The organism is Cupriavidus sp. 05T42 (genome assembly GCF_056396345.1).
This window is the reverse complement of record NZ_JBFTLH010000001.1, coordinates 424,902-449,830: the sequence shown is the minus strand read 5'-3', so window position 1 is coordinate 449,830 and position 24,929 is coordinate 424,902. Positions and strand designations below refer to the sequence as shown.

At 63.4% G+C, this 24,929-nt stretch carries 23 protein-coding genes; 7 read left to right on the top strand and 16 right to left on the bottom strand.

Translation table 11 applies throughout. The annotated features are described in order from the left end of the window. Positions 1–83 precede the first annotated feature (83 nt). Positions 84–1,298, top strand: a complete 1,215-nt coding sequence (locus AC1EJR_RS01965; RefSeq protein ID WP_477113599.1) for a CaiB/BaiF CoA transferase family protein — start codon at positions 84–86, stop codon at positions 1,296–1,298. A 36-nt stretch (positions 1,299–1,334) separates the two neighbouring features. Then, a complete protein-coding gene (locus AC1EJR_RS01960; protein ID WP_092293553.1) occupies positions 1,335–2,333 on the top strand; it encodes a Bug family tripartite tricarboxylate transporter substrate binding protein in 999 nt (332 codons plus the stop codon). Positions 2,334–2,339: 6 nt separating this feature from the next. On the opposite strand, the gene AC1EJR_RS01955 is transcribed toward AC1EJR_RS01960, so the two are convergent. Continuing rightward, on the bottom strand, positions 2,340–3,308 hold the full coding sequence (locus tag AC1EJR_RS01955; RefSeq protein ID WP_092293555.1) for a 5'-nucleotidase: 969 nt from the start codon (positions 3,306–3,308) through the stop codon (positions 2,340–2,342). A 78-nt stretch (positions 3,309–3,386) separates the two neighbouring features. Beyond that, positions 3,387–4,358, bottom strand: a complete 972-nt coding sequence (locus AC1EJR_RS01950; RefSeq protein ID WP_477105125.1) for an AraC family transcriptional regulator — start codon at positions 4,356–4,358, stop codon at positions 3,387–3,389. 94 nt (positions 4,359–4,452) lie between these two features. Here AC1EJR_RS01950 and AC1EJR_RS01945 point away from each other — a divergent pair, with 94 nt between their 5' ends. Beyond that, positions 4,453–5,286 (top strand): oxidoreductase, encoded by an 834-nt coding sequence (locus AC1EJR_RS01945; RefSeq protein ID WP_477113598.1) that lies wholly within the window; start codon positions 4,453–4,455, stop codon positions 5,284–5,286. Positions 5,287–5,301: 15 nt separating this feature from the next. On the opposite strand, the gene AC1EJR_RS01940 is transcribed toward AC1EJR_RS01945, so the two are convergent. Together AC1EJR_RS01940 and AC1EJR_RS01935 are read right to left on the bottom strand one after the other, a co-directional pair. Next, on the bottom strand, positions 5,302–7,977 hold the full coding sequence (locus AC1EJR_RS01940) for an excinuclease ABC subunit UvrA (RefSeq protein ID WP_477146857.1): 2,676 nt from the start codon (positions 7,975–7,977) through the stop codon (positions 5,302–5,304). A 179-nt stretch (positions 7,978–8,156) separates the two neighbouring features. After that, positions 8,157–9,065: a LysR family transcriptional regulator gene (locus AC1EJR_RS01935; RefSeq protein WP_092293563.1), complete on the bottom strand. Its 909-nt coding sequence runs from the start codon at positions 9,063–9,065 to the stop codon at positions 8,157–8,159. A 170-nt stretch (positions 9,066–9,235) separates the two neighbouring features. Between AC1EJR_RS01935 and AC1EJR_RS01930 the strand changes: the two genes are divergently transcribed. Beyond that, a complete protein-coding gene (locus tag AC1EJR_RS01930) occupies positions 9,236–9,913 on the top strand; it encodes a hydrolase (RefSeq protein WP_477146856.1) in 678 nt (225 codons plus the stop codon). 59 nt (positions 9,914–9,972) lie between these two features. Then, complete coding sequence (locus tag AC1EJR_RS01925) at positions 9,973–11,385, top strand: alginate export family protein (RefSeq protein WP_477146855.1); 1,413 nt, start codon at positions 9,973–9,975, stop codon at positions 11,383–11,385. Positions 11,386–11,662: 277 nt separating this feature from the next. Here AC1EJR_RS01925 and AC1EJR_RS01920 read toward each other — a convergent pair whose 3' ends face one another. The 11 genes from AC1EJR_RS01920 to AC1EJR_RS01870 form a co-directional block, all read right to left on the bottom strand. Further along, positions 11,663–12,406 carry a sulfite exporter TauE/SafE family protein gene (locus tag AC1EJR_RS01920; protein ID WP_477113596.1) on the bottom strand — a complete coding sequence of 248 codons (744 nt, stop codon included), beginning with the start codon at positions 12,404–12,406 and terminating at the stop codon, positions 11,663–11,665. Positions 12,407–12,420: 14 nt separating this feature from the next. Beyond that, entirely contained in the window at positions 12,421–13,515 is a 1,095-nt protein-coding gene (locus AC1EJR_RS01915) for a Bug family tripartite tricarboxylate transporter substrate binding protein (RefSeq protein ID WP_092293571.1), read from the bottom strand. A gap of 64 nt (positions 13,516–13,579) precedes the next feature. Further along, positions 13,580–14,494, bottom strand: coding sequence for a LysR family transcriptional regulator (locus tag AC1EJR_RS01910; protein ID WP_092293573.1), 915 nt, complete (start codon positions 14,492–14,494; stop codon positions 13,580–13,582). 8 nt (positions 14,495–14,502) lie between these two features. Further along, the gene (locus tag AC1EJR_RS01905) at positions 14,503–15,336 is read right to left on the bottom strand and encodes an amidohydrolase family protein (protein ID WP_092293575.1); all 834 of its coding nucleotides are present in this window, start codon (positions 15,334–15,336) and stop codon (positions 14,503–14,505) included. A gap of 35 nt (positions 15,337–15,371) precedes the next feature. Further along, entirely contained in the window at positions 15,372–16,055 is a 684-nt protein-coding gene (locus AC1EJR_RS01900; protein WP_441644952.1) for a fumarate hydratase C-terminal domain-containing protein, read from the bottom strand. Continuing rightward, positions 16,049–16,984 (bottom strand): fumarate hydratase, encoded by a 936-nt coding sequence (locus AC1EJR_RS01895; protein WP_441591337.1) that lies wholly within the window; start codon positions 16,982–16,984, stop codon positions 16,049–16,051. Before AC1EJR_RS01895 ends, AC1EJR_RS01900 begins: the two co-directional genes overlap by 7 nt. Before the next feature lie 12 nt (positions 16,985–16,996). After that, positions 16,997–18,745 carry an L-aspartate oxidase gene (locus AC1EJR_RS01890; RefSeq protein WP_477146854.1) on the bottom strand — a complete coding sequence of 583 codons (1,749 nt, stop codon included), beginning with the start codon at positions 18,743–18,745 and terminating at the stop codon, positions 16,997–16,999. Position 18,746: 1 nt separating this feature from the next. After that, entirely contained in the window at positions 18,747–19,094 is a 348-nt protein-coding gene (locus tag AC1EJR_RS01885; RefSeq protein ID WP_092293583.1) for a succinate dehydrogenase/fumarate reductase transmembrane subunit, read from the bottom strand. After that, positions 19,091–19,426, bottom strand: coding sequence for a succinate dehydrogenase (locus AC1EJR_RS01880; protein WP_477113595.1), 336 nt, complete (start codon positions 19,424–19,426; stop codon positions 19,091–19,093). Before AC1EJR_RS01880 ends, AC1EJR_RS01885 begins: the two co-directional genes overlap by 4 nt. Before the next feature lie 2 nt (positions 19,427–19,428). Then, the gene (locus tag AC1EJR_RS01875) at positions 19,429–20,163 is read right to left on the bottom strand and encodes a succinate dehydrogenase/fumarate reductase iron-sulfur subunit (RefSeq protein WP_477146862.1); all 735 of its coding nucleotides are present in this window, start codon (positions 20,161–20,163) and stop codon (positions 19,429–19,431) included. A 142-nt stretch (positions 20,164–20,305) separates the two neighbouring features. Further along, positions 20,306–21,271, bottom strand: coding sequence for a LysR substrate-binding domain-containing protein (locus AC1EJR_RS01870; RefSeq protein WP_477146853.1), 966 nt, complete (start codon positions 21,269–21,271; stop codon positions 20,306–20,308). A 188-nt stretch (positions 21,272–21,459) separates the two neighbouring features. On the opposite strand from AC1EJR_RS01870, the gene AC1EJR_RS01865 reads away from it, so the two are divergent. Continuing rightward, positions 21,460–22,974, top strand: a complete 1,515-nt coding sequence (locus AC1EJR_RS01865) for a CoA-acylating methylmalonate-semialdehyde dehydrogenase (RefSeq protein WP_092293591.1) — start codon at positions 21,460–21,462, stop codon at positions 22,972–22,974. A gap of 316 nt (positions 22,975–23,290) precedes the next feature. Here AC1EJR_RS01865 and AC1EJR_RS01860 read toward each other — a convergent pair whose 3' ends face one another. Then, positions 23,291–24,157: a LysR substrate-binding domain-containing protein gene (locus AC1EJR_RS01860; RefSeq protein WP_477113594.1), complete on the bottom strand. Its 867-nt coding sequence runs from the start codon at positions 24,155–24,157 to the stop codon at positions 23,291–23,293. 125 nt (positions 24,158–24,282) lie between these two features. Between AC1EJR_RS01860 and AC1EJR_RS01855 the strand changes: the two genes are divergently transcribed. Next, positions 24,283–24,870, top strand: a complete 588-nt coding sequence (locus tag AC1EJR_RS01855) for a cysteine dioxygenase family protein (protein ID WP_477146852.1) — start codon at positions 24,283–24,285, stop codon at positions 24,868–24,870. Positions 24,871–24,929: the final 59 nt, after the last annotated feature.

Sequence of the window (24,929 nt, the reverse complement as noted above, 5' to 3'; positions counted from 1 at the left end):
CCGTAGTCATATGCGTTGCGGATTGGTAGCAATTGTCAAGCATACGGAACATATAGACAATGCGCTGACAGGAGACACAGACAATGGAATTACAGAATCAGGCCGCGCCGTTGCCGTTGGCAGGCGTGCGCATCCTTGACCTCTCGCGCGTACTGGCCGGGCCGATGTGTGCGATGGCGCTGGCAGACCTCGGCGCCGATGTCATCAAGGTCGAGCACCCCGCGCGCGGCGACGACACCCGAGACTGGGGCGTGCGGATCGGCACGCGCAATACCTCCTATTTCAATAGCGCCAACCGCAACAAGCGCTCGGTCACCCTGGACTTGCAGAGCGAAGAGGGCGTGCAGCTGGCGCGCCAGCTGGCCGCGCGCAGCGACGTGGTGATCCAGAACTTCAAGGTCGGTGGCGCCGAAAAGCTGGGCCTTGGCTACGAACAGCTCAGCGCGGACAATGCGGGCCTCGTCTATTGCTCGATCTCCGGCTACGCGCGCTTCACGCCGGAGGCCGAGCGTCCCGGCTACGACCTCGTGGTGCAGGGCGAAGCCGGCGTAATGGCCACCAACGGCGAGGCCGGGCAAGGTCCGCTGAAGTTTGGCGTCGCGGCCGTGGACATGTTCACCGGCATGTACGCCGGGCAGGCGATCCTGGCGGCGCTGTTCGCGCGCCACACCACCGGACGCGGACGCCATGTGCAGATGGCCCTCTATGACTGCGGGCTGATGATCACGTCGTACTACGGCATGGAAGCGCTGCTCAAGGCCGGCGATCCGCCGAAGTTCGGCAACGCCCATCCGTCCATCGTTCCTTACGGCGTCTTCGAGGCCGCCGACGGCCCGCTCGTGATMACCGTGGGTAACAACGGCCAGTTCCAGCGATTCTGCCGCGAAGTCATCGGTCGTCCCGAATGGGCGGAAGATCCGCAATTTGCGACGAACACGACGCGCTCGGCCCATCGCGACACCCTACTGGCCGCGCTGCGCGAGACCCTGCGGCGCTTCACCCGGGCCGAATTGCTGCAACGGCTGACCGCCGCGCAGATTCCGTGCGGCGAGGTGCTGGGCATGCTCGACGCGCTACAGTCCCAACGCACCGCCGACGCGGGGCTGCTGCACCATTTCCACGACACCGAGGCCGGCGCGCAGGCCGTGCTGGCCCCGCCCTATGCGATGGATGGCCAACGCCTGCCCGTGCGGCGCCCGCCGCCCCATATGGGCGAGCACACCACGGAAATCTTCAAGGAAGTGCTACAACTCGACGACAACGCTATCGCGGGCCTGCGATCCCGAGGCGTGATCTGATCCCGATATTTCGATTCAAAACTGGAGACAAAACCCATGACCAAGCTGCGACTCAGCCGCCGCCAGATCCTCAAGGCCGGCGCCGCGGCCTCCCTGGCATCGATGATGCCCGCCGTGCTCGCCAAGACCGGCTGGCCGGAGAAGTTCATCAAGATGACCGTCGCGTTCCCGGCGGGCGGCCCCACGGACACCGCCGCCCGGATCGTGGCCCAGAAGCTGTCGGAGCGGCTCGGGCAGCAGGTCATCATCGAGAACAAGCCGGGTGCGTCGGGTTCCATCGGCACGGCCAGCTTTATCAAGAGCCCGGCCGATGGCTACAGCCTGTCGATGTTCGGCATGCCGGCCCTGCTGGCACCGCTGATGTACAAGAACAACGCCTATGACGTGAAGAAGGACTTCCTGTCCGTGGCCACGGTCTATGTGCTGCCGATGGCCATCGTCATCAATCCCGCCGTGGTGCCCGGCGTGGAGACCCTGCCGGACCTGATCCGCTTCGCCAAGGCCAGCAAGACGCCGCTGAACTACACCAGCTCGGGCACCGGCAGCTTCGGGCACCTGGCCATGGAGCAGCTCAAGGACCTGGGCGGCTTCGACATGCAGCACGTGCCGTACCGCGGCAGTGCGCCGGCCGTTGCGGACCTGCTGGGCGGACAGGTGGGCATCATGTTCGCCGACGTAGTGGCCGCCCTGCCCCACATCCGCGCCGGCAAGCTCAAGGCGATCGCCCTGAGTTCGCCCAATGCCAAGGTACTGCTGACCGGCGTGAAGACGGTGTCCGAACAGGGCTTCCCGGGCTTCGACTTCGACTCCTGGGGCGGCCTGATCGCGCCGCTGGAGACGCCGCAGGCCATTGTGGACCGCATTGCCCGCGAGACCCGCGACATCGTCACCAGCGACAAGGAACTGCAGCAGAAGCTGGTAAGTGCCGGCGCCATCGCCTCGTTCCAGGACGGCAAGCAGATGCAGGCACGCCTGAACAAGGACTACGACCGCTGGAGCGCCATCGTCAAGGCGAAAAACATCACTGCCATGTAAGGCGAATTAAGCTGGCATCGCCCCGCCATCCACGGCCTCCGGGGAAAGCTGCTCGGCGTTTCGGATCCCGAACGGGATATGGACGCATGGCAGGGTCCCGGCGGCCGGTTCCAGATGCAGGCGCTGGTCGTCGAAAAAAATGTGCGGCTGGAGCACTTCCAGGACGAGCCGCTTCTCCACCCCGCCCAGAAAGAACGCCTCGTTGACCGAGATGCCCCAGTGGCGCATGGTGTTGACCACGCGTTCATGCGCCGGCGCGTTGCGCGCGGTGACGATCGCCACGCTCAACTTCTGCTTGTACTGCGGGTCCCGCTGCACGCGCTCGCTCTCGAGCGCCTGGATCACCGCCAGTTTCTTCAGGAACGGCGCCAGGGGTCCCGGATTGTGGGGGATGTCGATGTGTTTCTGCTCGTGCTGAAGGAATGCGTCGAGCTGGCCGTTGTGGAAAACGGCCTCGGCCGCATCGTCGGCAATCACCCCGTCAAAGTCGAAGGCCAGCCGTAGCTCGTCAGACTCCGTATCGGCGGGCAAGGTGCCAGCCAGAACCTGGCCGGCCGCATGCCCAGCCAGGATCGCCTGGCGGACATCGGTCTGATTTGCGGAAAGGAACAGGCTGATGTTCAGGGCTTCGATATAGCGCTGCGGCGCGCCGCCCTGCAGAAACAGGGCACGACTGATATCCAGCCCATGAGCCTTGATCGACTCCATCACCCGCATGCCGGTGTCGGGATCATTCCTGGAGAGCAGGATCACCTCCACCAGCGGATCACCCGGACGCAGTTCGTTGAGCGATAGCAGTCGTCGAATGAAGGGAAATGCCACGCCCGGGCGCAACGGCACGTGCTGGTGCTTGCGTTGGTAGTCGCGGTAGGCTTCCTCGCCGTCGCCGCGGAAAATCTTGTCGGACTCGTCGAGATCGAACAGCGCACTCGACGCGAGCCCCAGTACCAGCCGGTTGGTCAGATCGTAAGGCATAGGTGATTGTTGCTCGCAAGGGGTCAGGCCCCGCCGTGAAATCGAAAGATGCTAAGTCTATCCGGACAGCAAGCGCCATCAGTGCGAGGAGACGTACTCAGCGTCATGGAACACCGGGGGGACCGCAAACCCTTCTCGCATTCGCTTCGCCTCCGCCGCCGGGGTCAAGCCAAAAAGTCTTCTAAATTCTCTGCTGAATTGTGATGGACTTGTGTAGCCCACGGCACGGCCAGCCGCTTCTGCGGTCAGATCTTGACGCACCATTAGCAGGCGAGCCTGATGCAGGCGCGTCGACTTTAGATACTGCATGGGTGACGTCTGCGTGATCGCCTTGAAATGGCTGTGGAAGGTAGGAATACTCATGCCGGCTTCCAGTGCGAGTTGCGACAGGTCGAGCGGTTCCGCGTAGTCGGCGTGAATGCGGCGCAGCGCCCGGCCAATCTTTCCATACTGACCTTTCATCGCAAGCGCCTCTCGCATGGCGCTTCCCTGCTCCCCGGTGAGTACCCGGAAATACAGTTCTCGCAGCAGACCGGGACCCAACACGGCTGCCTCGAGCGGTCGGTTCATCGCCTCCAGGAAGCGCAATACCGATGCGCGCATGTCCGCATCCATTGGACTTGACATCATGGCCTGCGGTGGCTGCGCGCGCTCGGCCACCGACTGCCGGTCGATTTGCAGCATCAACTCGGCGGCGACCGCAAAATCCAGGTGCAAATACATCGCGAGAAGGGGATGCGCCGGCGTCGCGTCCGTCTCCATATCGAATGGAACGGGAACTGAGACGGCGAGGTAGTGCTGCGCGTCGTAGACATAGCGCTTGTCACCGAAGTAACCACGCTTGCGGCCCTGGCAAACGATGACAATTCCCGGATCGTAAAGAACCGGAGTACGCGACAAGGCGCGATCGGAGCGCAGTATTCGGACCCCGGGGAGCGCCGTGAGGTTGTATCCCTCGTTGTGCGCCAATGCGCCGAGCAGATCGACCAATCGTCGTTGCCCACCGTCTGACGAAGACGGATGATTACCCGTATCACTCTTCGAATACATAGTTTTAGGCAAGAAAAACAGGAGATTGGCGCTTATATCACTGACTTCTGCAGAATAACATGCGCTCTCCAGTCTACCGAACGGAGAAGCTCAAATGGCATCCAGCAAACGCTTGCTCATTACCGGCGTCAGCAGCGGCTTTGGTCGTGCGCTCGCTCAAGAGGCGCTAGCGGCCGGCCACCGCGTGGTCGGCACGGTGAGAAGCGCGCAAACGAAGCAAGACTTCGAAGCGCTATCCATCGACAGGGCTTTCGCCCGCATACTCGACGTGACCGAATTCGACGCCATCGACGGCGTCGTTGCGGAGATCGAATCGAACGTCGGCCCCATCGATGTCCTCGTCAACAACGCGGGCTACGGGCATGAGGGCATTCTGGAAGAGTCGCCTTTGTCCGAAATGCGCCGACAGTTCGACGTGAACGTGTTCGGCGCAGTCGCCATGGTGAAGGCCGTGCTGCCTTTCATGCGTGAACGCCGGCGCGGTCATGTTCTTAACATTACGTCTATGGGCGGCTACATCACGATGCCCGGTATTGCTTACTACTGTGGGAGCAAGTTTGCTCTGGAAGGCATCTCGGACGCGCTTGCCAAGGAACTGCAGCCCTTCGGTATTGCGGTTACCGCTGTCGCGCCGGGCTCGTTTCGCACCGACTGGGCGGGTCGATCGATGACCCGCACGCCACGCTCAATCCCCGACTACGACGCTATCTTCGAACCGGTTCGCGAGGCACGTATCGAGAAGAGCGGAAAGCAGTTGGGAGATCCCGCAAAGGCAGCGCGTGCGATGCTCGCCGTGATCGATGCAGATCAGCCGCCCGCGCATCTTCTGCTTGGTAGCGACGCACTCCAACTCGTGCGAAGCAAGCTGTCTGCTGCAGCAAGCGAACTCTGCGCCTGGGAACACGTCACAGTGTCGACCGACGGTTGAGCGGCCTTGAACGGGTCAACTCAATTCCTTTGCCAGATATTCGCCAGTGCGGCTCGTCGCCACGCTGGTGATATCKGTGGGGCGGCCGCTAGCCACGACGCGGCCGCCCTGCTCTCCGGCGCCCGGACCCATGTCGATCACCCAATCCGCCTGGGCCACGACACGCATGTCGTGCTCGACAACGACCACGGTATTGCCCGCATCCACCAGCTCCTGTAGTTGCAGGAGCAGGCGGTCCACATCGGCCGGATGCAGTCCGTTGGTGGGTTCGTCCAGCACGTAGAGCGTGTCGCCGCGCTGGGCGCGCTGCAGTTCGGTGGCCAGTTTGATCCGCTGTGCCTCGCCACCCGACAGCTCGGTGGCCGGCTGCCCCAATCGAAGGTATCCCAATCCGATGTCCTGCAACGCCTTCAGCGATCGCATCACCGAAGGCTCATCCGCAAAGACTTCGCATGCCGCATCGACGGTCAGGTCGAGGATCTCGGCAATATTCCGGCCTTGCCAGGTGATTTCCAGCGTCTGCGCCTGATAGCGCGTGCCGTGGCAGGCGGTACACGGCGCATACACACTCGGCAGGAACAGCAGCTCCACGCTGACGAAGCCCTCGCCTTCACATGTGGGGCAACGGCCTTGGGCGACGTTGAAGGAAAATCGTCCCGGCGTATAGCGCCGCTTGCGCGCGGCGGGGGTGTCGGCAAACAGCTTGCGGACATGATCGAACAGCCCGGTATAGGTAGCGAGGTTCGATCGCGGGGTGCGGCCAATGGGCTTCTGGTCGACGCGCACCAGACGGCGCACCGCCTCCAGGTCGCCCGCCACGCGCCCACTTGTCGGCATATCCGTCACCGCGAACAGTGGATCGCGCTCCTCGTCGGCATCGCTATCGTTGGCGCGGCCAAGATGCCGGTTCACCAACTCCGGCAGGGCCTGGCTGATCAGGCTCGACTTCCCCGATCCCGAGACGCCCGTCACCGCCACGAAGCACCCCAGTGGTATCGCCGCATCGATCTTGTGGAGATTGTTGCGAGCGACATGCACGAGCTTGAGCCACCCAGCGGGTTCGCGGGGTTCTCGCAGCGGCACCTGTTGCTCGCCAAACAGATACGCTGCGGTACGCGATGCCTGCACCGCGGCAAGCCCGTCGAGCGGCCCGCTGTAGAGCACGTGGCCGCCGCCCTCGCCAGCGGCCGGCCCCACGTCTACGATCCAGTCCGCGTGACGCATGGTCTGTGCGTCATGTTCGACCACGAACAGCGAGTTGCCGGCGGCCTTCAATCGTCGCAACGCCACCAGCAGCGCTTCGCCATCGGCGGGATGCAGCCCGGCCGAGGGCTCGTCGAGCACATAGACCACGCCGAACAGTTGGGAAGATAGCTGCGTGGCCAGCCGCAGCCGTTGCAATTCGCCCGATGACAGCGTCGGCGTGCTGCGGTCCAGCGACAGATACCCGAGCCCGAGATCGATGAGCGTGGAAACCCGCTCCATCAGCTCTTCCGCGATGCGCTGCGCGGCCAGCCGCTTTTCGTCGGAGAGGTTGGGCGTGCGTCGCACGTCGGGCGCCGCCTTGTGTGCGGATCCCCCTGCCGCCACGCGCCGCGCCGTGGCGGCGCGCATCGCCTTCGTGCTCAGCACCGCGCCGGAGATTGCCTCGGGGCTCGCCCACTCGCCGTGCGCAATCGGCCGCATGATCTCCGCCACGCGGGCAAGCGGAAGGTTCGCGAACGTGCCGATGTCCATGCCCGCAAACGTCACCGATAGCGCTTCCTTCTTGAGCCGCTTGCCGTGACAGGCCGGGCATTCGCGTCCAATCATGTATTGCGAAACGCGCTTCTTCATCAGCGCGCTCTGCGTCGTGGCGAAGGTCTGCAGAACATAGCGACGGGCGCCCGTGAACGTGCCCTGATAGCTCGGCTCCATCTTGCGCTTGAGCGCGGCGCGCACCTCCTTGGGCGTGAATCCTGCGTACACCGGCACCGTGGGCTGTTCTTCGGTGAACAGGATCCAGTCACGGTCCTTCTTCGGCAGCTCGCGCCACGGCTTGTCCACGTCGTAACCGAGCGTCACCAGGATGTCGCGCAGGTTCTGCCCGTGCCATGCGGGCGGCCACGCCGCGATGGCGCGCTCGCGTATCGACAAGGTATCGTCGGGCACCATCKACTGCTCGGTCACATCATAGATGCGCCCCAGACCATGGCACGTGGGGCAGGCGCCCTCCACCGTGTTGGGCGAGAAGTCCTCGGCGTACAGCATCGGCTGCCGGGACGGATAAGTGCCCGCGCGCGAATAGAGCATGCGGACAAGACTCCCCAGCGTGGCGACGCTTCCAACCGTGGAACGTGCATTCGGCGTACCGCGTTGCTGCTGGAGCGCGACGGCGGGCGGCAGCCCTTCGATCGCATCCACCTCCGGCACGCCAACCTGCTCGATCAGCCGTCTGGCATAGGGGGCCACCGACTCGAAGTAGCGCCGCTGCGCTTCCGCGTAAAGCGTACCGAATGCCAGGGAGGACTTGCCGGACCCCGAGACCCCGGTAAATACGACCAGCGCGTTGCGTGGGATATCGACATCGACGTTCTTGAGGTTGTGCTCACGGGCCCCGCGCACGCGGACGAAGTTGTCCGCCGCGTGACCGGACGCGGCCGGAAACGTGTCGTCGGGTGTCAGTGGGTGCCGGCGGTATTCATCCTTCATGCGATTTGTCTGTCTGAAAGCGGCGCCCTTGCAGAAATTTCCGACTGAATCTTCATCTTTCCTGCGGATCCGAGGGGGCGCTTGGCGATGGTCTCAACAAGGCAGGAAACATGCCAAATCGGATTGGAGTGAAGAGACCGCCGCAAAGACGCCTACTCGACATCTACTGCGGCCTGCCCCTACTCCTCGTCCATTTCGGCAAATCTCTCGACCAAAAACTCGATCAATGCGCGTACGGCTGGCAAAACGCCGCGCCGGGACGGGAATACGACGTGAAGCAGTTCGGCGCGAGGTGCCCAGTCCGGCAGGAGCCGTACCAGCTGCCCCGCGTTCAACTGCTCACGTACCATCATCACCGGCAGCTGGCCGATACCGACACCTGCCAGTGCTGCGGCTCGCAGTGCAATCATGTCGCCTGTCACCAGGCGCGGGCGATGTCGCACCACCGCCTGCGCCCCATCCGGACCAAACAGCGTCCAGGCGTATTCCGCCTGCGTTGCGCCCAGTGCAAGGCTTGGCAGGTCGGCGAGATCAGCCGGCGCGCGTGGCAGCTCGCGCTGCCCTTCTACCAGGGCGCTACTGGCCACCAGACATTGCCTGCGTTCCGCCAGCACGCGGATGACAAGGTCGCTGTCTTGCAATGGCGCCGGCCTGACGCGGATGGAAACATCCACAGCATCGCCGACCGGATCCACGCGCCGATTGGTCGCTTCCAGATGCACGATCACCTGCGGGTGCGCGGCCATGAACCTGGCCAGCATGTCGCCGACGTGCGCGTGCAGCAATGCCACCGGACAGGTCACCCTGACGGTACCGCGCGGCTCGGCGCGCGTCAGCTCCACGGCTTCCTGTGCAGCCTCGGCCTCCATCAGCATCGCCTTGCAATGCTCGTAGTAGGTGCGGCCAATCTCGGTCATGGTGAAGCGGCGCGTCGAGCGCTGGATCAGCCGAACGCCGAGTCGTTCCTCCAGGACGGCGATGCGCCGGCTAAGCCGGGACTTGGGCATTCCCAGTGCGCGGCCAGCCGGCGCGAATCCGCCGTGCTCAACCGCCTGCACATAGAAGTAGAGGTCATTTAGGTCCTGCACGCCACTTCCTTCTCCCTTCATCGTTCACCAGATAGGACTATGACGTCCAATCTAGCACTCTAGTGCGTCCCGCGTCCCAATCCTATGCTTTCTCCATCCGACGAATGGTCGCTAGCGGCCAGACCTTCCACACGGTGCGATGCCACCGCCCCTTACCCAGGAGACCCATCATGTCCCAACCCGCCAACTTCAACGGCAAGCGACCTGTCATCGACCCGGACGACTCGGCGATGCTGCTGATCGATCATCAGAGCGGTCTCTTCCAGACCGTAGGCGATATGCCCATGCCGGAACTGCGCCAGCGCGCCGCCGCCMTGGCAAAGATGGCGACGCTGTGCAAGCTGCCGGTCATTACTACGGCTTCCGTGCCACAAGGGCCCAATGGCCCGCTGATTCCGGAGATTCACGAGAACGCACCGCACGCGAAGTACGTCGCGCGCAAAGGCGAAATCAATGCATGGGACAACCCCGAATTCGTCGCCGCCGTGGAAGCGACGGGCAAGAAAACCCTGATCATCGCCGGCACCATCACGAGTGTGTGCATGGCGTTCCCGTCCATCAGCGCCGTGGCTGACGGGTACCGGGTTTTCGCCGTAGTGGATGCTTCCGGCACCTACTCGAAGATGGCGCAGGAAATCACGCTGGCCCGCGTGGTGCAGGCCGGTGTGGTACCGATGGATACCGCCGGCGTGGCCTCCGAGCTGCAACGCACGTGGCATCGCGATGACGCGCAGCAATGGGCGGAGATCTACACGAAGATCTTCCCGGCCTACCAGTTGCTGATCGAAAGCTACGCGAAGGCGCAAGACGTGCAGAAGAAGGGCGAGGCGCTGGACTCCGCGCGCTAAGCGTCGGAACCGGCATGGGCCTGGCGGCCCTGCCGGTTCCTTGATCGCAGGGGTGGTCAATGTCACGCATGTCGATAAGAGCGTCCGCGCCGCCGGTGGTACTGGCCTGCGTTCTCGCGGGCATGTCGTCCAATGGATGCGCCCAGCCGTCACCGCCCCCATACAATTTTCTTCGCTACGACGAGGATTACAGCTATCTGCGAGATCCGGCGCGCCGTAGCGACCCCTGGGACGCGATCAAGTATCGGCCGCTCGGTTCACCGGACATCTATCTGAGCCTGGGCGGAGAGATTCGAGAGCGCTTCGAATCCTACTCGGCGCCGAACTTCGGCGTGCCGGGCCCGTCGGCGGACGGCTACCTGTTGCATCGCCTCCTCCTCCATGCCGACGTGCATGCTGGCGACTATCTGCGCGCATTCGTGCAACTCGGCAATCATCTGGCGCCGGGCAAGGAGGTCGCCATACCGCCTTACGAAGACCGGGTGGACGTGCAACAGGCGTTTGTCGATGTGCATGTGCCGAAGGCAGGCAGCACGATGGACACCGCCTTGCTGCGGGTCGGGCGTCAGGAGATGGCATTCGGCGCGCAACGGCTGGTGTCGGTGCGGGATGCGCCAAACGTCCGGCGCGCCTTCGATGGTGTCCGCGTGGGTGGTGCTACAAACAGCGGTGTGAAGATCGATGCGTTTGCCACGCGGCCGGTGCTGCTGAAGGCGGGCGATTTCGACGATCGGCCCAATCAGTCGCAGGCCTTTTGGGGCGTCTACTCGACCTTCCCCAAAACCTTTGTGCCGTCATCGGGCATCGACGTCTACTACCTTGGCTTCGAGAACAACCACGCGCTGTACAGCATCGGAACCGGCGTGGAGCGACGGCATTCCGTTGGTGGGCGGGTCTTTGGCACGCACGGTCAGTGGGACTGGGATTGGGAAGCCCTGGGACAGTTTGGCAGTTTTGGCGCGCAGGACTTGCTTGCCTGGGGCTTCTCCACCGACACCGGCTATGGATTTTCCGTCGCCGACTGGAAGGCGCGTGCGGGCATCAAGGCCACCATCGGCAGTGGTGATACCAATCCGCGCGACGGAAAGCTGGGCACGTATGGCGGCCTGTTTCCAAAACTGGCGTACTTCAATCAGGCAGGACTACTGGGTGCATCGAATGTCATGGACCTACAGCCGTCCCTGACGCTAAAGCCGATTCCGCGACTCAAGCTGACCCTGTCCTGGGACTTTATCTGGCGACAGACGACCAACGATGCCGTCTACACGAGCGTGGCCACGCCCATTCCCGGCACGGCGGGTCGCGCCGGGCGCTACACGGGCAGCCAACTTGCCTTTGACGTGTACTKGCAGGTGGACCGGCACATTGTCATGAATGCCGGCCTGGTGCATGTCGACGTGGCAAAAGTCCTCAGCGCCGTGGGCGGCCACAATACAAACTTCGTCTACCTGTCGGCGGCGTACACGTTCTGAACCGTCTGATGGCCCCGCTGCGGGGTCAATGCGACTTTGCCTTGTGTTCCAGATGATCGAAAGCGACGTCCTCCACGCGGGAGACCTTGTTTGCCAGTCGGAACTGGAACCAGAAGAGGGCAACTACCGCCAACATCGCAAGGCCGCCAAGTGCAAATCTGAGCCACATCTTTATCCTCGATTGATATCGTACGGTGACAAATCAAGCGTATGCGGACTCAGATACAAGCTGCATCAAGATGGCGTCGAGCGCGATAAAAATCCTGTTAAGTTTGTCTCAATGCATCAACAAGCCGCGACAGAGCACCGAAACGCCGCTGATGCAGAGAAGGACCAAGAGCGCGCGACGCACCGCGTCGGGCGAGATCCGACGACGCAGGCGAGAACCTATCGCCAGGCCGACGAGGCCGAATGGCAGGGCGAACACGGCACTGCGCAGCAGATCACTCTGAAACAGCAATCCGCTGTATGCAAATGCTGTCAGGCGCACCAGCGCACTCACCATGATGACAGCCGCGATGGTCGAGCGAAACTCGTCGATCCGCGGAAGTCGCCGGGACAGGTACATGGTGTAGACCGGACCTCCGGTGCCGAACAATGCGCTGAACACACCGCCCACGACGCCGGCCGGCACTGACCACCCCCTCGCCGCCTCTTCCTCCCGATGCGCGCCGCCAAGGAGCGTCCGCCCCGTCATGATGAGCACAAAGAGTCCCAACCCGACAAGCAGCCAGCGGGACTCGACCTTGGCCAGTACGCTCGTACCGAGCGCCACGCCCACCATCATGAACGGGATCAGGCGGGACAGCTCTTGACGAGACACAGCGCTCCAGTTGCGCAGGCCAACCATTGTGGTCGTCACAAGATCGAGCAGAAGCAGCAGCGGCACCACGAACTGCAGCGGGATGAACTGCACCAGGATCGGCACGGCGACCATCGCCGCACCGAAGCCGGTGAGTCCGAACACCGTGTAGGCGCCAACCACTGTTGCCCCGAGGGCTGCGTAATGTTCAGTGCCCATGCCCTGTGCCCGTCCTAGTTGGCGGAGATCTTTCGCTTTGTCACCAGCGGCTTCCAGCGCCCCGATTCCTGGGCAATCTCCTCGGGAAGACGACCTTTCGGCGTGATCGTCCTGGCCATGCCTTGCGCGGCCAGATAGCGCTGCATGCCCGGTTCTGCAGCGGCGCGCTCCAGGTCGGCATACATTTTCGCCGTCAACGCCTTTGGCGTGCCGGCCGGCGCCATCAGCGCGAACCAGCCATAGAACGTAAAGCCCTCCAGCCCCGCCTCCGCGACAGTCGGCACGTCAGGAAGCAGCGCGGACCGTTCGTTGCCCGTCACGGCAAGCGCGCGAAGGCGGCCGCCCTTGAGGAGCGGGGAGATGGCATTGATGTTCCCCACTGTCATGTCTACCGTGCCCGCCATCAGGTCCGCATAGGCCGGTCCTTCGCCCTTGTACGGCACATGCACGACGTCGATGCCGGCAGCGTCGGCAAACGCTTCACTGGCGATATGCACCTGGCTACCGTTGCCTGCCGACGCGAAGGTCAATTTGCCCGGGTTGGCCTTTGCATAAGCGATGAGCTCGGTCATCGTTTTCGCCGGAATCTTCGTGTTGACCGTTACCACCATCGGCCCACTGGCGATCTTGCTGATCATCTCGAAGCTTTCAGCCGAGTAGGGAAGCTTCTGATAGATGAACGGGTTGACCGTGAACATGCTGCCGGAGGCGAGCAGCAGCGTGTAGCCATCCGGCACGGATTTGGCTACGGCTTCCGCGCCCACGGCACCGCCTGCACCCGGGCGGTTGTCCACGACAACGGGCTGCTTCCATTGCTTGCCCAGTTCCACGGCCACCGCACGTGCAAGCAGATCGGTCGCGCCGCCCGCGGCAAACGGCACTACCAGACGAATCGGCTTGCCCGGCCATTCCTCCGCGTGAGCCGGCACCATGGCTAGCGGAGCAATCGCAAACGCAAACATGGCTGCCGCGGTCGATGTGTTGTATCGCCTGGCGTCCGCATCGCCGCACAGCTCTTTCACAACGGGATGCTGACGTATCCGGCTCAACCCGTGCCGCCCTCGTCCAAACCAATGCCAGATGGCCTTGCCAGTGCTTGCTGCGTTCATCGTTGTCTCCTTTGTGTGGCGTCGCTTTCGTATGCGACTTTCGTATACGTCCTTACCGCATGCGTCAGCCCTTCTGCACCAGCTTCGGGCGGCCGTCGTCCGGTGTGCTGGCGGGTGTCGTGACAGCGGTCAATGCGTCCAGCAGCAACCTCGACAGATGCGCACGGGGGTTGTCGCGCGGCACCAGAATCCCGATGCGACGCATCAGCGGCGGCGAGCCGAACGGAATGGTGCGAATGGACGCCGGAAATTCGTTCTCGACGCCACGGGCCGGCACCACTGACGACCCCAGGCCGTTGGCCACCATCGCGATGACGCCTTCGAGCGTGTCGATCTCCATGGTCGAGCGGACGGCGATCTGTCGTCGCACCATTTCTTCCTGAACGAGCAGGCCGACGCGCGCCGTGCGATTGAATCGCACATAAGGCGTGGTTTCCAGCACACCCTTGTCCGAATCGCCGCGCGTAGTGGCGTGGGTGATCACGACAAACTCTTCGTTGAAGAAAGGCATGAACTGCAGGTCCAGGCGTGGAACCTCCGGCTCGGTGACAACGGCGACATCGAGTTGCCGCCGGTGCACCGCCCGTTCCAGATCGTGTGTCAGGCCCGTGGTCAGGTGAATGTCGATGCGATGACCCTGCTGGTGCAGGCGCTTCAAGGCCAGCGGCAACACCCCGGAGACGCAGGTGTGAACCGAGCCGAGCTTGAGCACACCGCCAGCCGCATCGCGCTTGAGGGCCGCGCTCATGCTCTCCCAGTGGGTCAGCAGGTCTCGGGCGCGGTTTGTGAAGGCGAGGCCGGCATCCGTCAACACCGGCGGCCTGCGGCTACGATCGAAGATCGTGATGCCCAACTCTTCTTCGAGCGAGCGCATTTGCATGCTGACGGCCGATACCGTCAGGCCGATAGCATTGCCGGCCTCCGCGAAGCTGCCCCGGTCGGCGATGGCTACCAGCGTGTAGAGCGTCTTGACGTCCATGTCGAACTCTAGATGCCCAGCAGGCGGCGGGCGTTGCCACCCATCACCTTTTCGAGGTTCTCGGGACGGATCGGCAATGTTTCGAACCACTGCTTGTAGTCCCGTACCGGGCAGAATGGGAACGAGCTTGCGTACAGCATGCGGTCTGCGAGGAAGGAATCCGCGGCCTTGACGTATTCCTCCCAGCCTGGCATCCGCGAGAAGTACATGTCCGGCGAAAGGTACATATTCGGGCGGCGGAACGCGATATGCAGGATCTCGGTCACCCAGGGCCAGCCGCCGTGCGCAACGACGACCTTCAGCTTAGGGAAGTCCGCCAGCACGCGATCAGTGCGCACGGGGTCGGAGTAGCTCAAGTCCGGGCCGGCTGTTCCGCCTACCATCATGATCACCGGCACCTCCAGATCCTCGCAGTGCGCGTAGATCGGATAGAGGCGTCGATCGTCCGCGTACATGGGAACCGGGTAGGAGCCGGGCTCGATATTGATGGCCTTGAACCCGTGGGCGACCGCGTCCGAAATGGTCTTGCACGCCGCCACGCGGTTCGTCGGATCGATCGAGGCGGCACCGATGAAGCGCTCCGGATAGTCGCCCACGATGCGTGCGACGTCTTCATTGGAGACGCTTCCCAGCGTGCCGGCAAGGCGACCGACCACCACGCCCTTGTCGACCCCGCCTTCGTCCATCTCCTTGAGCAGCAGTTCCATGGACTGTCGTTGCGCTGCGGGGGAAGGCTCGAAGCCAACCGTCCGGGTAAAGCCGTCGCGCCGCTCGCCGGCCGAGTACATCAACGTGTCGAGAAAGCCGCCGACCGGCGGGCGGAGTCTGAAATCAATGATCATGTCGTCTTCCTGGCTGGTTGGATGCGGGAATGGCCTTACATCACCTCGTTCTTGCGATCGTCGGTCTCGCCGTACCTGTGCAGCGCCGGCGGCTTGAGGCCGGCGTAGAGCTTGTCGATCCCGGCGTTGATGACCTCCGCGTGCTGCGCAAACAGCGAATTGCCTTCCAGGTCGCTCTCGACGATAAACGGACCGAAGTTCTCGACGTCGAACATCCACATCGCCTGTGCAATGCCGAGTTCATCCAGCCAGAACACGTCCTGCACACGCTTGATGCCGCGCCCAAGCAGCGCGCCCGTGCCATAGCCGACGGTTGTGAGGTAGATCGCCCCGCCGGGCGCCAGCACGCGCTTGTAGTCGTCGGCGGGCATGCCACCCTTGCCGATAAAGATGCGGCACCCCGTCTTCTCCATCCACTTGGGAATCCATTTGGAGAAGCGGAAGCTTGCCGTCGCGGTCACCGCGCCTACGTTGTAGCCGCCGTCCTCGTTGGGCGCCGCAGCCGGTGAACAGTGGAAGTTCACGTTGCTGAGCCCGCGCAGTTCCACCGGTGCCTCCAGGCCCTCATCGAGCACCTTCTTGTAGATGCCTTCCCGGGCGGTATAGACCAGGCCGGTCAAGTAGACGGCCGAGCCCAGCTCAAGTCTTGCGAGGTCTTCCGTCGTGGCTGGCAGATTGATGTGGAAGACCTTCAGTTCATCGTCTTGGGGGCTTACCATTCGACCGTCTCCCTGCGCAGGTATGGGGTGAACCACTGGGGGTCCGTGCGATATTCGATGTTGCCGTCCGGGTGAATCCGGGCCGTTGCCCGCCGCGACGACAGGCAGAACGTGTGGAGGCTGATCGGCATCCCGCCCGTGTGGGTGTGGCCTACCTCGATATGGCAGTCCACCACCATCGACGAGCCCACGAAGCCCATGGCACCCATGCCGATCGAGTTGCCCAGCGTCATCAGTTCGCGCTCGAGTTCGGCGATCTTGGGATCGGGATTGCGGTCGCCCACCACGCGCAGGCAGGCCGCCTGCTTGCCAAGCTGCATGCAGGTATCCTTCGAGCCGCCCAGGCCGATGCCGACGATGGCCGGCTGGCATGCCAGCCCGCGCTTGCCGAAGGCAATCAGCGTATCGAGCACGAATCGCTTGATGCCGTCGATGCCGTCGCCGGGGAACAGCATCCGGTAGTCGGTGCCGAACAGCCCGCCCTTGTGCACGGTCGTGATGTCGACCCAGTCGGCGTCGGGCTCGAACGACCACTCGATCTCCGGCGCATTGATGCCGACGTTATTGTTGTTGTCCGTGCGCCAAAGCGGGTGCACGCGATTGGGCCGCAGCGGCACCGCCAGCGTGGCATCGGCCGTGGCCTTGCGCAGCGCGCGCTCGACCGCGACGAAGCCGCGCTGCACCGAAGCGTTGTTGCCAACCTTGACGTAGTACCGTGGCAGCCCGGTATCGGCACACATGGGGCGCCGGTCCTGGTCCGCCGCTTCCCAGTTGTCCTGCATGGCGTGGATCACGAAGCGCGGCAGCTTGCCGGTCTCGGTCTTCTGCAACGCCTGGATGCCTTGCTTGTAGTCCTTGGGGATCTCGATCGCCGCGCGTTTCATGATCTCGAACGCGGCTTCCTCGACCCGATCGATGGAGATGGTCATCGTAGCGGTCCTCTATGCAGCAACTTTTGGGGGTTGACCGGCCTCACCGGTAATCAGGGACGTGCCTGGCGTCACGATGTCGAACTTCACCGGCACCATATCCAGACGAATATCGTCGCCGTCCGCGGTCACTCGGGTGTAGCGGCTGCCGTGCAAATCGCCGGGCTCCGGGAAGTCCTCGCGGAAGTGGGCGCCCCGGCTGTTCTCGCGCGCCAATGCGGAAACGGTGATCACGCGGGACATGTCCACGAGGCTCTGCAGATTGAGCCAGTCATGCCAGGTGACGTTGTAGCGGCGGTCGCCATCCGGAACGCCCATGGCCAGCAGCGCCGCGTTGTGCGAAGCGATGGAATCCAGTCCCCGGCGCATCGCCGCCTCGTGGCGCAGTACACCGACGTCGTCCCACATCGTCTGGGCGAGCGTATCGCGCAACTCGTGAATGGCGCCGGGAGCCCTCGAGAACGGATACTCGGCACGCTCGATACCGCGCAGGATGACGCGCTTGTCCGGCTCCTTCCAATGCTGCACGCCGGTGGCATACGCAGCCATCGAATCGCCGGCGATGCCGCCGAATACCGTCGAGTTCGCCACGCCATTGCCGCCCAGGCGATTGGCGCCGTGCACGCCGCCGCAATCCTCCCCGGCCGCAAACAGTCCCGGCGAAGCCGTGCTGCAATCCACATCKAACTCCACGCCGCCCATCAGATAGTGAGCGGTGGGCACCACCTCCACGCGACCACCGGCCAGGTCAAAGCCACAATCCTTGCAGCGGTTGACCATGCCGGGGAACGTCTTGGCCACCTTCTCAGGTCCAAGGTGGCTCATCTGGATGTAGATCCCACCCATCGGGCCGGTGCGGCCGGCGCGCATTTCGGCGTAGATGCCCCGGCTGACCACGTCGCGCGTCGCGCGCTCGCCGCGTGCGTCATAGTTGGTCATGAAACGGTCGCCGTTGCCATTGACCAGCCAACCGCCGGCACCGCGCAGGCCCTCTTCGAGCACCGTGCCGGTCATGCGGGTATCCGGGCCTCCCAGCAGTCCCGTCGGGTGGAACTGCACCATCTCCATGTCGCGCAGGCTCAGCCCGTAGCGCATGGCCATCGCCAGGCCGTCGCAGGTCTTGTCGCCGGATGGCGTGTGGTAGCGGTACATCGTCGGGCCCGCCCCCGTGGCCAGCAGCACCGCCTTGGCCTGTACGAAGCGGTAGGTGCCGCGCCGCATGTCGATGAACAGCACGCCGGCGATGCCGGAGCCATCCGCGGCCGGGATCAGCTCGATGGCGCGGTGCTCCTCCAGCTCTTCCACATCCAGGGCCCGCACCTGTTCCATCAGGCGATTGATGATCTCGATGCCGGTCAGGTCCGCCTTGTGGACGGTGCGGTCAAAGCTCTGGCCCGCGAAAGCCTTCTGGTGCAGCGTGCCGTCGGGGTTGCGGTCAAAGAAGCAGCCGATCTCGTTCTCGAGTTCCCGCACGCGCTCGACCGCGCCTTCGACCAGCCGCCAGGCCAGATCCTGGCGCGGCAGCCATTTGCCGCCCTCGATGGTGTCCATGAAATGGCGTTCGACCGAATCGCCTGTGGACAGCGCCACGTTGTATCCGCCCTGCACCATCCGCGTGCAACCGCACTTGCCGAGCAGGCCCTTCACCGCCACGGAAACCTTGAGCGCAGGATTGGCCTTCTTGGCATGCAGGGCGGCAAACAGCCCTGCCCCGCCCGTGCCAAGAATCAGGATGTCCGTCTTGTGGTTCTCGATCTGCATTTCAAATAACCCCCAGGGCAAAGATCACGCCGACGCACAGCGACAGCACACCACCCCAACTGATCCACGACAGGCGCGCGTCTCGGGTGGTACTCCATGGCAGGAGTTCAAGCGCCAGCAGTCGCAGGCCAAAGCACATGTGGATGGACAACAGCAGCACCAGGCCCCATTCGCCGAACTTGACGGCGCCCATGTCGGCGAATTTCAGGAACGCGTCCATACGCGCCTGTTGCTCCAGCGCGAGTCCAAGGACATAGAAGTGCGCGGGCAGGAAGACGCCAAGCGCCAGCCCCGACAGGCGGTGACCAAGGAAGGCCCAGTAGGCGCGGTGGTTTCTCGGAGACTTCATGACAGCAGGCCTCCCACTGCGGCAACCGCGCGCAGGCCCATCGACAGCAGCAACAGGCCGAAGAGGAAGCAGCACACCGATGCGGCGCCGCGGCTCAGGCGCGCCCATTCGATCAGGATGTTGCGCAGCCCGATCGGCACGTGCACCGCCACGCTGATCACGAACAGGGAATAGAACGGAATCCAGAAAAGACTGCCCTGCGTGCGCGCGAGAATCTCGGCGGCGGTCAGGCCGCCTCGCACTGCATAGAGGATGATCCCCAGATGTACCAGCACGAACGGCGCCATGGCCATCGCGCTGAGGCGCTGAAGGGCGAACAGACGCTGCTCCATGATCAGTCCCCTCCCTTCAGGAATTGCAGCAGGGCATTCTTCTTCAGGCCGGCAATGCTTCCCGTCGGGCTCAGGCTGACCGGGCAGTGCGTCATGCAATTGCCCTGCGTATGGCAGGAATTGCAGCCGCTGCCGGAAGTCGCCTTCTTCAGCACGTCCTTGGGGTCCGCATGACGTTCGTCGTTGAAGAGGGTCCATGCGCGATTCAACGCGGCGGGACCGAGGTACTCCTTGTCCCATGCCACCACGTCGCAGGACGCATAGCAAACGCCGCAGTTGATGCATTCGATGGCAGCGTCGGCCATCTTTCGCTTCTTGCTGGTCGGGGATAYCGCGGCCGGGGGCTCATGGCGCGTCGCGGTGCCCACGAAGGTGCTGCCGGCCTTCTTCCATTTGTCGAAGAACTCCGACATGTCGACCACGAGGTCCTTGATGCGCGGCATGTTGCGCAACGGCTCGATGACGATCACGCCATCCTCTTCTACGCGGCTGACGTGGGTGCGGCATGTCCAGCGCGGCTTGCCGTTCACCGTCATCGCGCAGGATCCGCATACCCCAACCCGGCACGCGAAGCGGTAGGACAGGGTTGGTTCGATACGYCGCTGCACTTCGGTCACCACGTCGAGAACGGTCTGGTTCTCGCGCCATGGCACCTCATAGGTCGTGAAATTGCCGTCCTCGGTGCCGCGGGCAATACGTACCTTCAGCGTGCGTTGCGCGGGCTTTGTCGCCTCCATCACTTTTCCCCTGAGTCTTTTGTGGGTGGGTGTTGAAGCGAGTTTAAGTAATCGATATTTCTGAATCAATATTAAATAACTTGATATTTTTTGAACTAAAAGGCCAAAAGCGCCTTGTAGTCGACGTATTGCGCGACGCGCGTCAGATCAGGGTTGGGGGCGTTGAGGTAAACCCTTGCGCGAAGGACTCTCGCAAGTACTCCACGAAGACTTGCGAGACCCGCGAGGCATGCGCGGAGTAGGGGCGGATGGCGTAGAGCCAATCCCCGAAGGCACCCGCTGAACGCCATTCCGGCAGGACCTCGACGAGCCGTCCGGTTTCCAGCGCCGATTGGGCGCTGAAGTCCGGAAGCAGCGCGATGCCCAGGCCTTCGATTGCGGCATCGCGCAAGGCTTCGCTGTTATTCACGGACAAGGGACCCGTCACCGGCACCGTCACGGGATCGGCATGTCGGACATTGCGCTCCGCCACCGCAGGAACAAAGGTCCATGTGGCCGCGCCCTGCAGCCGTGGATAGTGAAGGCATGCATGGCCCATCAAGGCTTGCGGCGTCTCCGGCGTCCCCCTGCTCCGCAGGTACGCACGGCTTGCCACCAGCACCGAGCGCGTGGCCGCGAGGGTCCATGCGACGTGGGTCTCCGGCKGGGTCGATGTATGCCTGACGGCGATGTCAAAGCCCTCCTGCGCCAGCGGCCGCAATCGATCCGACATATCCAACTCAAGCTGGATCTGCGGATAACGGCGCAGGAAATCGGGCAGACGAGGTATCAGTTGTTGCCTGGCAAAAGCCACTGGCGCCGTCACGCGAAGAAACCCCCTGGGTGCGCCCGCCAGGTCGCGCACCTGGGCGTAGCCCGTTGCGATCTGCTCGAACGCGCCACGCATGGACTCGACCATTTGCCGCCCCGCATCCGTCAACGAAGCGCTGCGGGTAGTCCGCTGCACCAGGGTAATGCCGGCGGCCTTCTCKAGATCCGTAATGTGCTGGCTCATCGAGGCCTTGCTGACGCCAAGGCGTGCGGCAGCTTTGCTGAAACTGCCTTGCTGATGCAGCACCACAAGCCAATGCAGGTGCTCCCAAAGGTCCTCCACGTGGTCCTTGCGCATCCAGACACTCCTTAATCGGCACTTTTTTGATGGGAATTTTCGTATCTATAACATGGCAGTGGCTAAATTTCCTGAACAATATGTTCGGCGGTGGGTGACTACCCCGCGGGAGCGGCCATCCATACACTCCAGTCATCGATCACGCGGCGGGTATGTCGATCCCCGCCCGACACTGACAGGAGATGACCATGACTGCGCCCTATACCCACCCCGCCGAGGTGATTCACTTTGTTTCCGGCGAACCGTATCAAGGCAACGGCGAGCGGTCGCAGGCCGTGTTCAATCCTGCTACTGGCGCGGTCGCGCGCCAGGTTCGACTGGGCACGGCGCAGGACGTCGATGTAGCCGTCGCATCCGCCGCCGCAGCGTTTCCAAAGTGGGCCGATACCCCGCCGATTCGCCGGGCGCGCGTCATGTTCAAGTTCCTCGAACTGATGAACCGGCACAAGGACGAACTTGCCGCGATCATTACCGCCGAGCACGGCAAGGTGCTCAGCGATGCGGCCGGTGAAGTCAGCCGCGGCATCGACATCATCGAATTTGCATGCGGTGTTCCCCAACTGCTCAAGGGCGACTTCACCGACCAGGTCTCCACCGGCATGGACAACTGGACGCTGCGCCAGCCGCTGGGCGTTGTGGCAGGCATCACGCCGTTCAATTTCCCTTGCATGGTGCCGTGCTGGATGTTCCCGGTCGCCATCGCCACCGGCAACTGCTTCATCCTGAAGCCAAGCGAGCGCGATCCTTCGGCATCGCTCTTCATGGCCCGCCTGCTCAAGGAAGCCGGACTGCCCGATGGCGTTTTCAACGTCGTGCAAGGTGACAAGACGGTGGTCGACGCCCTGCTCCATCACCGGGAGGTCAAGGCGGTGAGCTTCGTCGGCTCGACGCCGATTGCGAACTACATCTACGAGACGGGCGCGCGGCTCGGCAAGCGGGTGCAGGCCCTGGGCGGTGCAAAGAACCACATGGTGGTCATGCCCGACGCCGATATCGACCAGGCCGTCGATGGACTGATCGGTGCCGCATACGGCTCGGCGGGCGAGCGCTGCATGGCCATCTCCGTGGCCGTGCTCGTCGGCGACGTGGCGGACAAGATCATGCCGAAGCTGGAAGCGCGCGCACGGGAACTCATCATCAAGAACGGCATGGAAGCTGACGCCGAGATGGGCCCCGTCGTGACCGGCCAGGCGCTCGAACGCATCGAGAACTATGTGGCGCTCGGCGTGCAGGAAGGCGCGAAGCTTGTTGTCGATGGCCGCAACTACAAGGTGCCCGGCCATGAGCAGGGGTTCTTTACCGGCGGAACGCTGTTCGACAACGTCACTCCCGAAATGCGTATCTACAAGGAAGAGATCTTCGGCCCCGTGCTGTCGTGTGTGCGCGTAGACGATTTCGCGCAAGCGGTAAAGCTGGTCAACGAGCACGAGTTCGGCAACGGCGTGGCCTGCTACACGCGGGATGGGCAAGTGGCGCGCGAATTCGCCCGTCGTATCGAAGTTGGCATGGTCGGCATCAACGTGCCGATCCCCGTGCCGATGGCGTGGCACGGCTTCGGCGGCTGGAAGCGCTCGCTGTTTGGCGACATGCACGCCTATGGCGAGGAAGGCGTCCGGTTCTACACCCGGCAGAAGAGCATCATGCAACGCTGGCCCAACGACACCGCGCGCGGCGCCGAGTTCGCCATGCCCACTGCAAACTGATGTCGTCTGCCTAAACGATCGCATCGTCCATGTCTATCCAGGCGGGACGATGCGCTCCCCATCGAAAAACCGGCACATTGGCCTGCGTCTACTTCCACTCCCCCTTCTCCTTTTCCTCCCCCTTCTCCGACCCCGCTCACGCGTGGCTGCTCGCGCAGGTGCGCGCCATGGTGCCTAGCGACTGATTGTTCGGCTGAAAGCAAAACGAAAGCCATCGACAGATAACGATAGGCAATCTTATTCGTTGGCATCCCGCACACCCGCGCCTACGATGGCGCCTTCTTAAGTGTTGCACGGCTGAAATCGCGCGCTCCGGTCACGCGCTGACCAATCCGCGCTGCAGCGCTGTTTTAAGCATCGAGAAGACATGACGCGCGACGGGATTGACCGCATTGGGACGTGCCCAAAGGTAATAGGTGACATCGGGCAACCGCGGCAGGCCGTCGGCTTCGCCGAGGATGCGCATGTCCGCCGCCAGCAGGTCGATGCTGCGTGCGGTGATGCCCAGCCCGCCGCGCAGCGCCGCCTTGATGCCGATCAGGCTGGGCGCCAGATACGCAATGCGCCAGGGCACGCCGGCCTGCGTCAGCGCTTCGAGCGACAGCTTGCGAAACAGGCTCGGCTCGTCGGCCAGAATCAACGGCACCGCCGTACCACGCTCGTAGACGAAATCCGCCGAGCAGACCCAGATCGTCGGGGTGGTCCGCAGCACGATGCCGTCGAGCGTGTTGTCTTCGCGCGTGGAAACCGTCAGGTCGATCTCGCCGCGTCGCAGGGAATCCATCAGGAATGGGCTTCGCCCCACGTGGATCTCCAGCCGCAGGGCGGGAGAGGATCGCGCGATGTGCGACAGCAGCCCCGGCAGGATGGTGTCGGTCACGTCATGCGGCGCGCCGATGCGGAGGGAGCCAGTCAGGTCGCCCTCGCGCAACATGCGCAGGGCTTCGTCGTTGATCGTCAGCAACTGCCGCGCGTACTCCAGCAGCTTCTTGCCATGACGCGTCAGGTGCTTGCCACGCCCCTGGCGTTCGAACAGCGGCAGCCCGATCTGCTCTTCCAGCCGCTGCATCTGCTGGGTCACGGCCGATTGGGTGCGCTGCACGGTTTCGGCGGCAGCGCCAAAGGTCTCGTGGTCGGCGATGGCCACCAGGGTGCGAAGCAAGTCCAGGTCAAGATTACGCATTCATTAGACCTGCTAATGGATTTTCGTTGCGCATTAAGTGGTTTTCAGGACAGGTGTTCATTACAGTGAAACACGACACACCGTTCTACCCGTCAAAAACAACGATTGCAAGGATTGATCGCAACATGTCCATCGCACAACAGCGCCAGGCAGCCGTCGGAGACACCATTGAATCCATTAGGAACATCGTAGACAGGGGCGGCGTGACTCGCGCCAGTCTGGCCGATGTCCTGACCCATGTGGAAGACCTGGCCGCGCACACCGAATTCTGGGMCGAGGCCGATTACCCGCCCCCGGAGCCCGGCGAGCGCCAGGCGCGCTACCTCATCGCCGAGGATCCGGACAAGACCTACGCGCTTTACCTGAACGTCATGCGCCCCGGCAAGCGCATTCCGCCGCACAACCACACCACGTGGGCCTGCGTGGCCGGCGTCAGCGGCGTGGAATTCAACGACGTCTACGCGCGCACGGACGATGGCAGCCAGCCAGGCGTGGGCACGCTCGAGCACTCGCGCACGGTAGAGGTGGGGCCGCGCCACGGCATCGCCCTGCTGCCGGATGACATTCACTCGGTCGAGATCCGCGGTGACGACGTCATCCGCCACCTGCATATGTACGGCCGCGCGCTGGAAACGCTGACCGACCGGCTGACGTTCGACCTCGAGACCGGACGCTGCCAGATCATGAACATGGGCGTACAGACCCGCCGGTAACCACAGCCGCCTGAGGGGGGCCTGCGCCAGACAAGGCCGCCCCCCGACTCCTGACACAG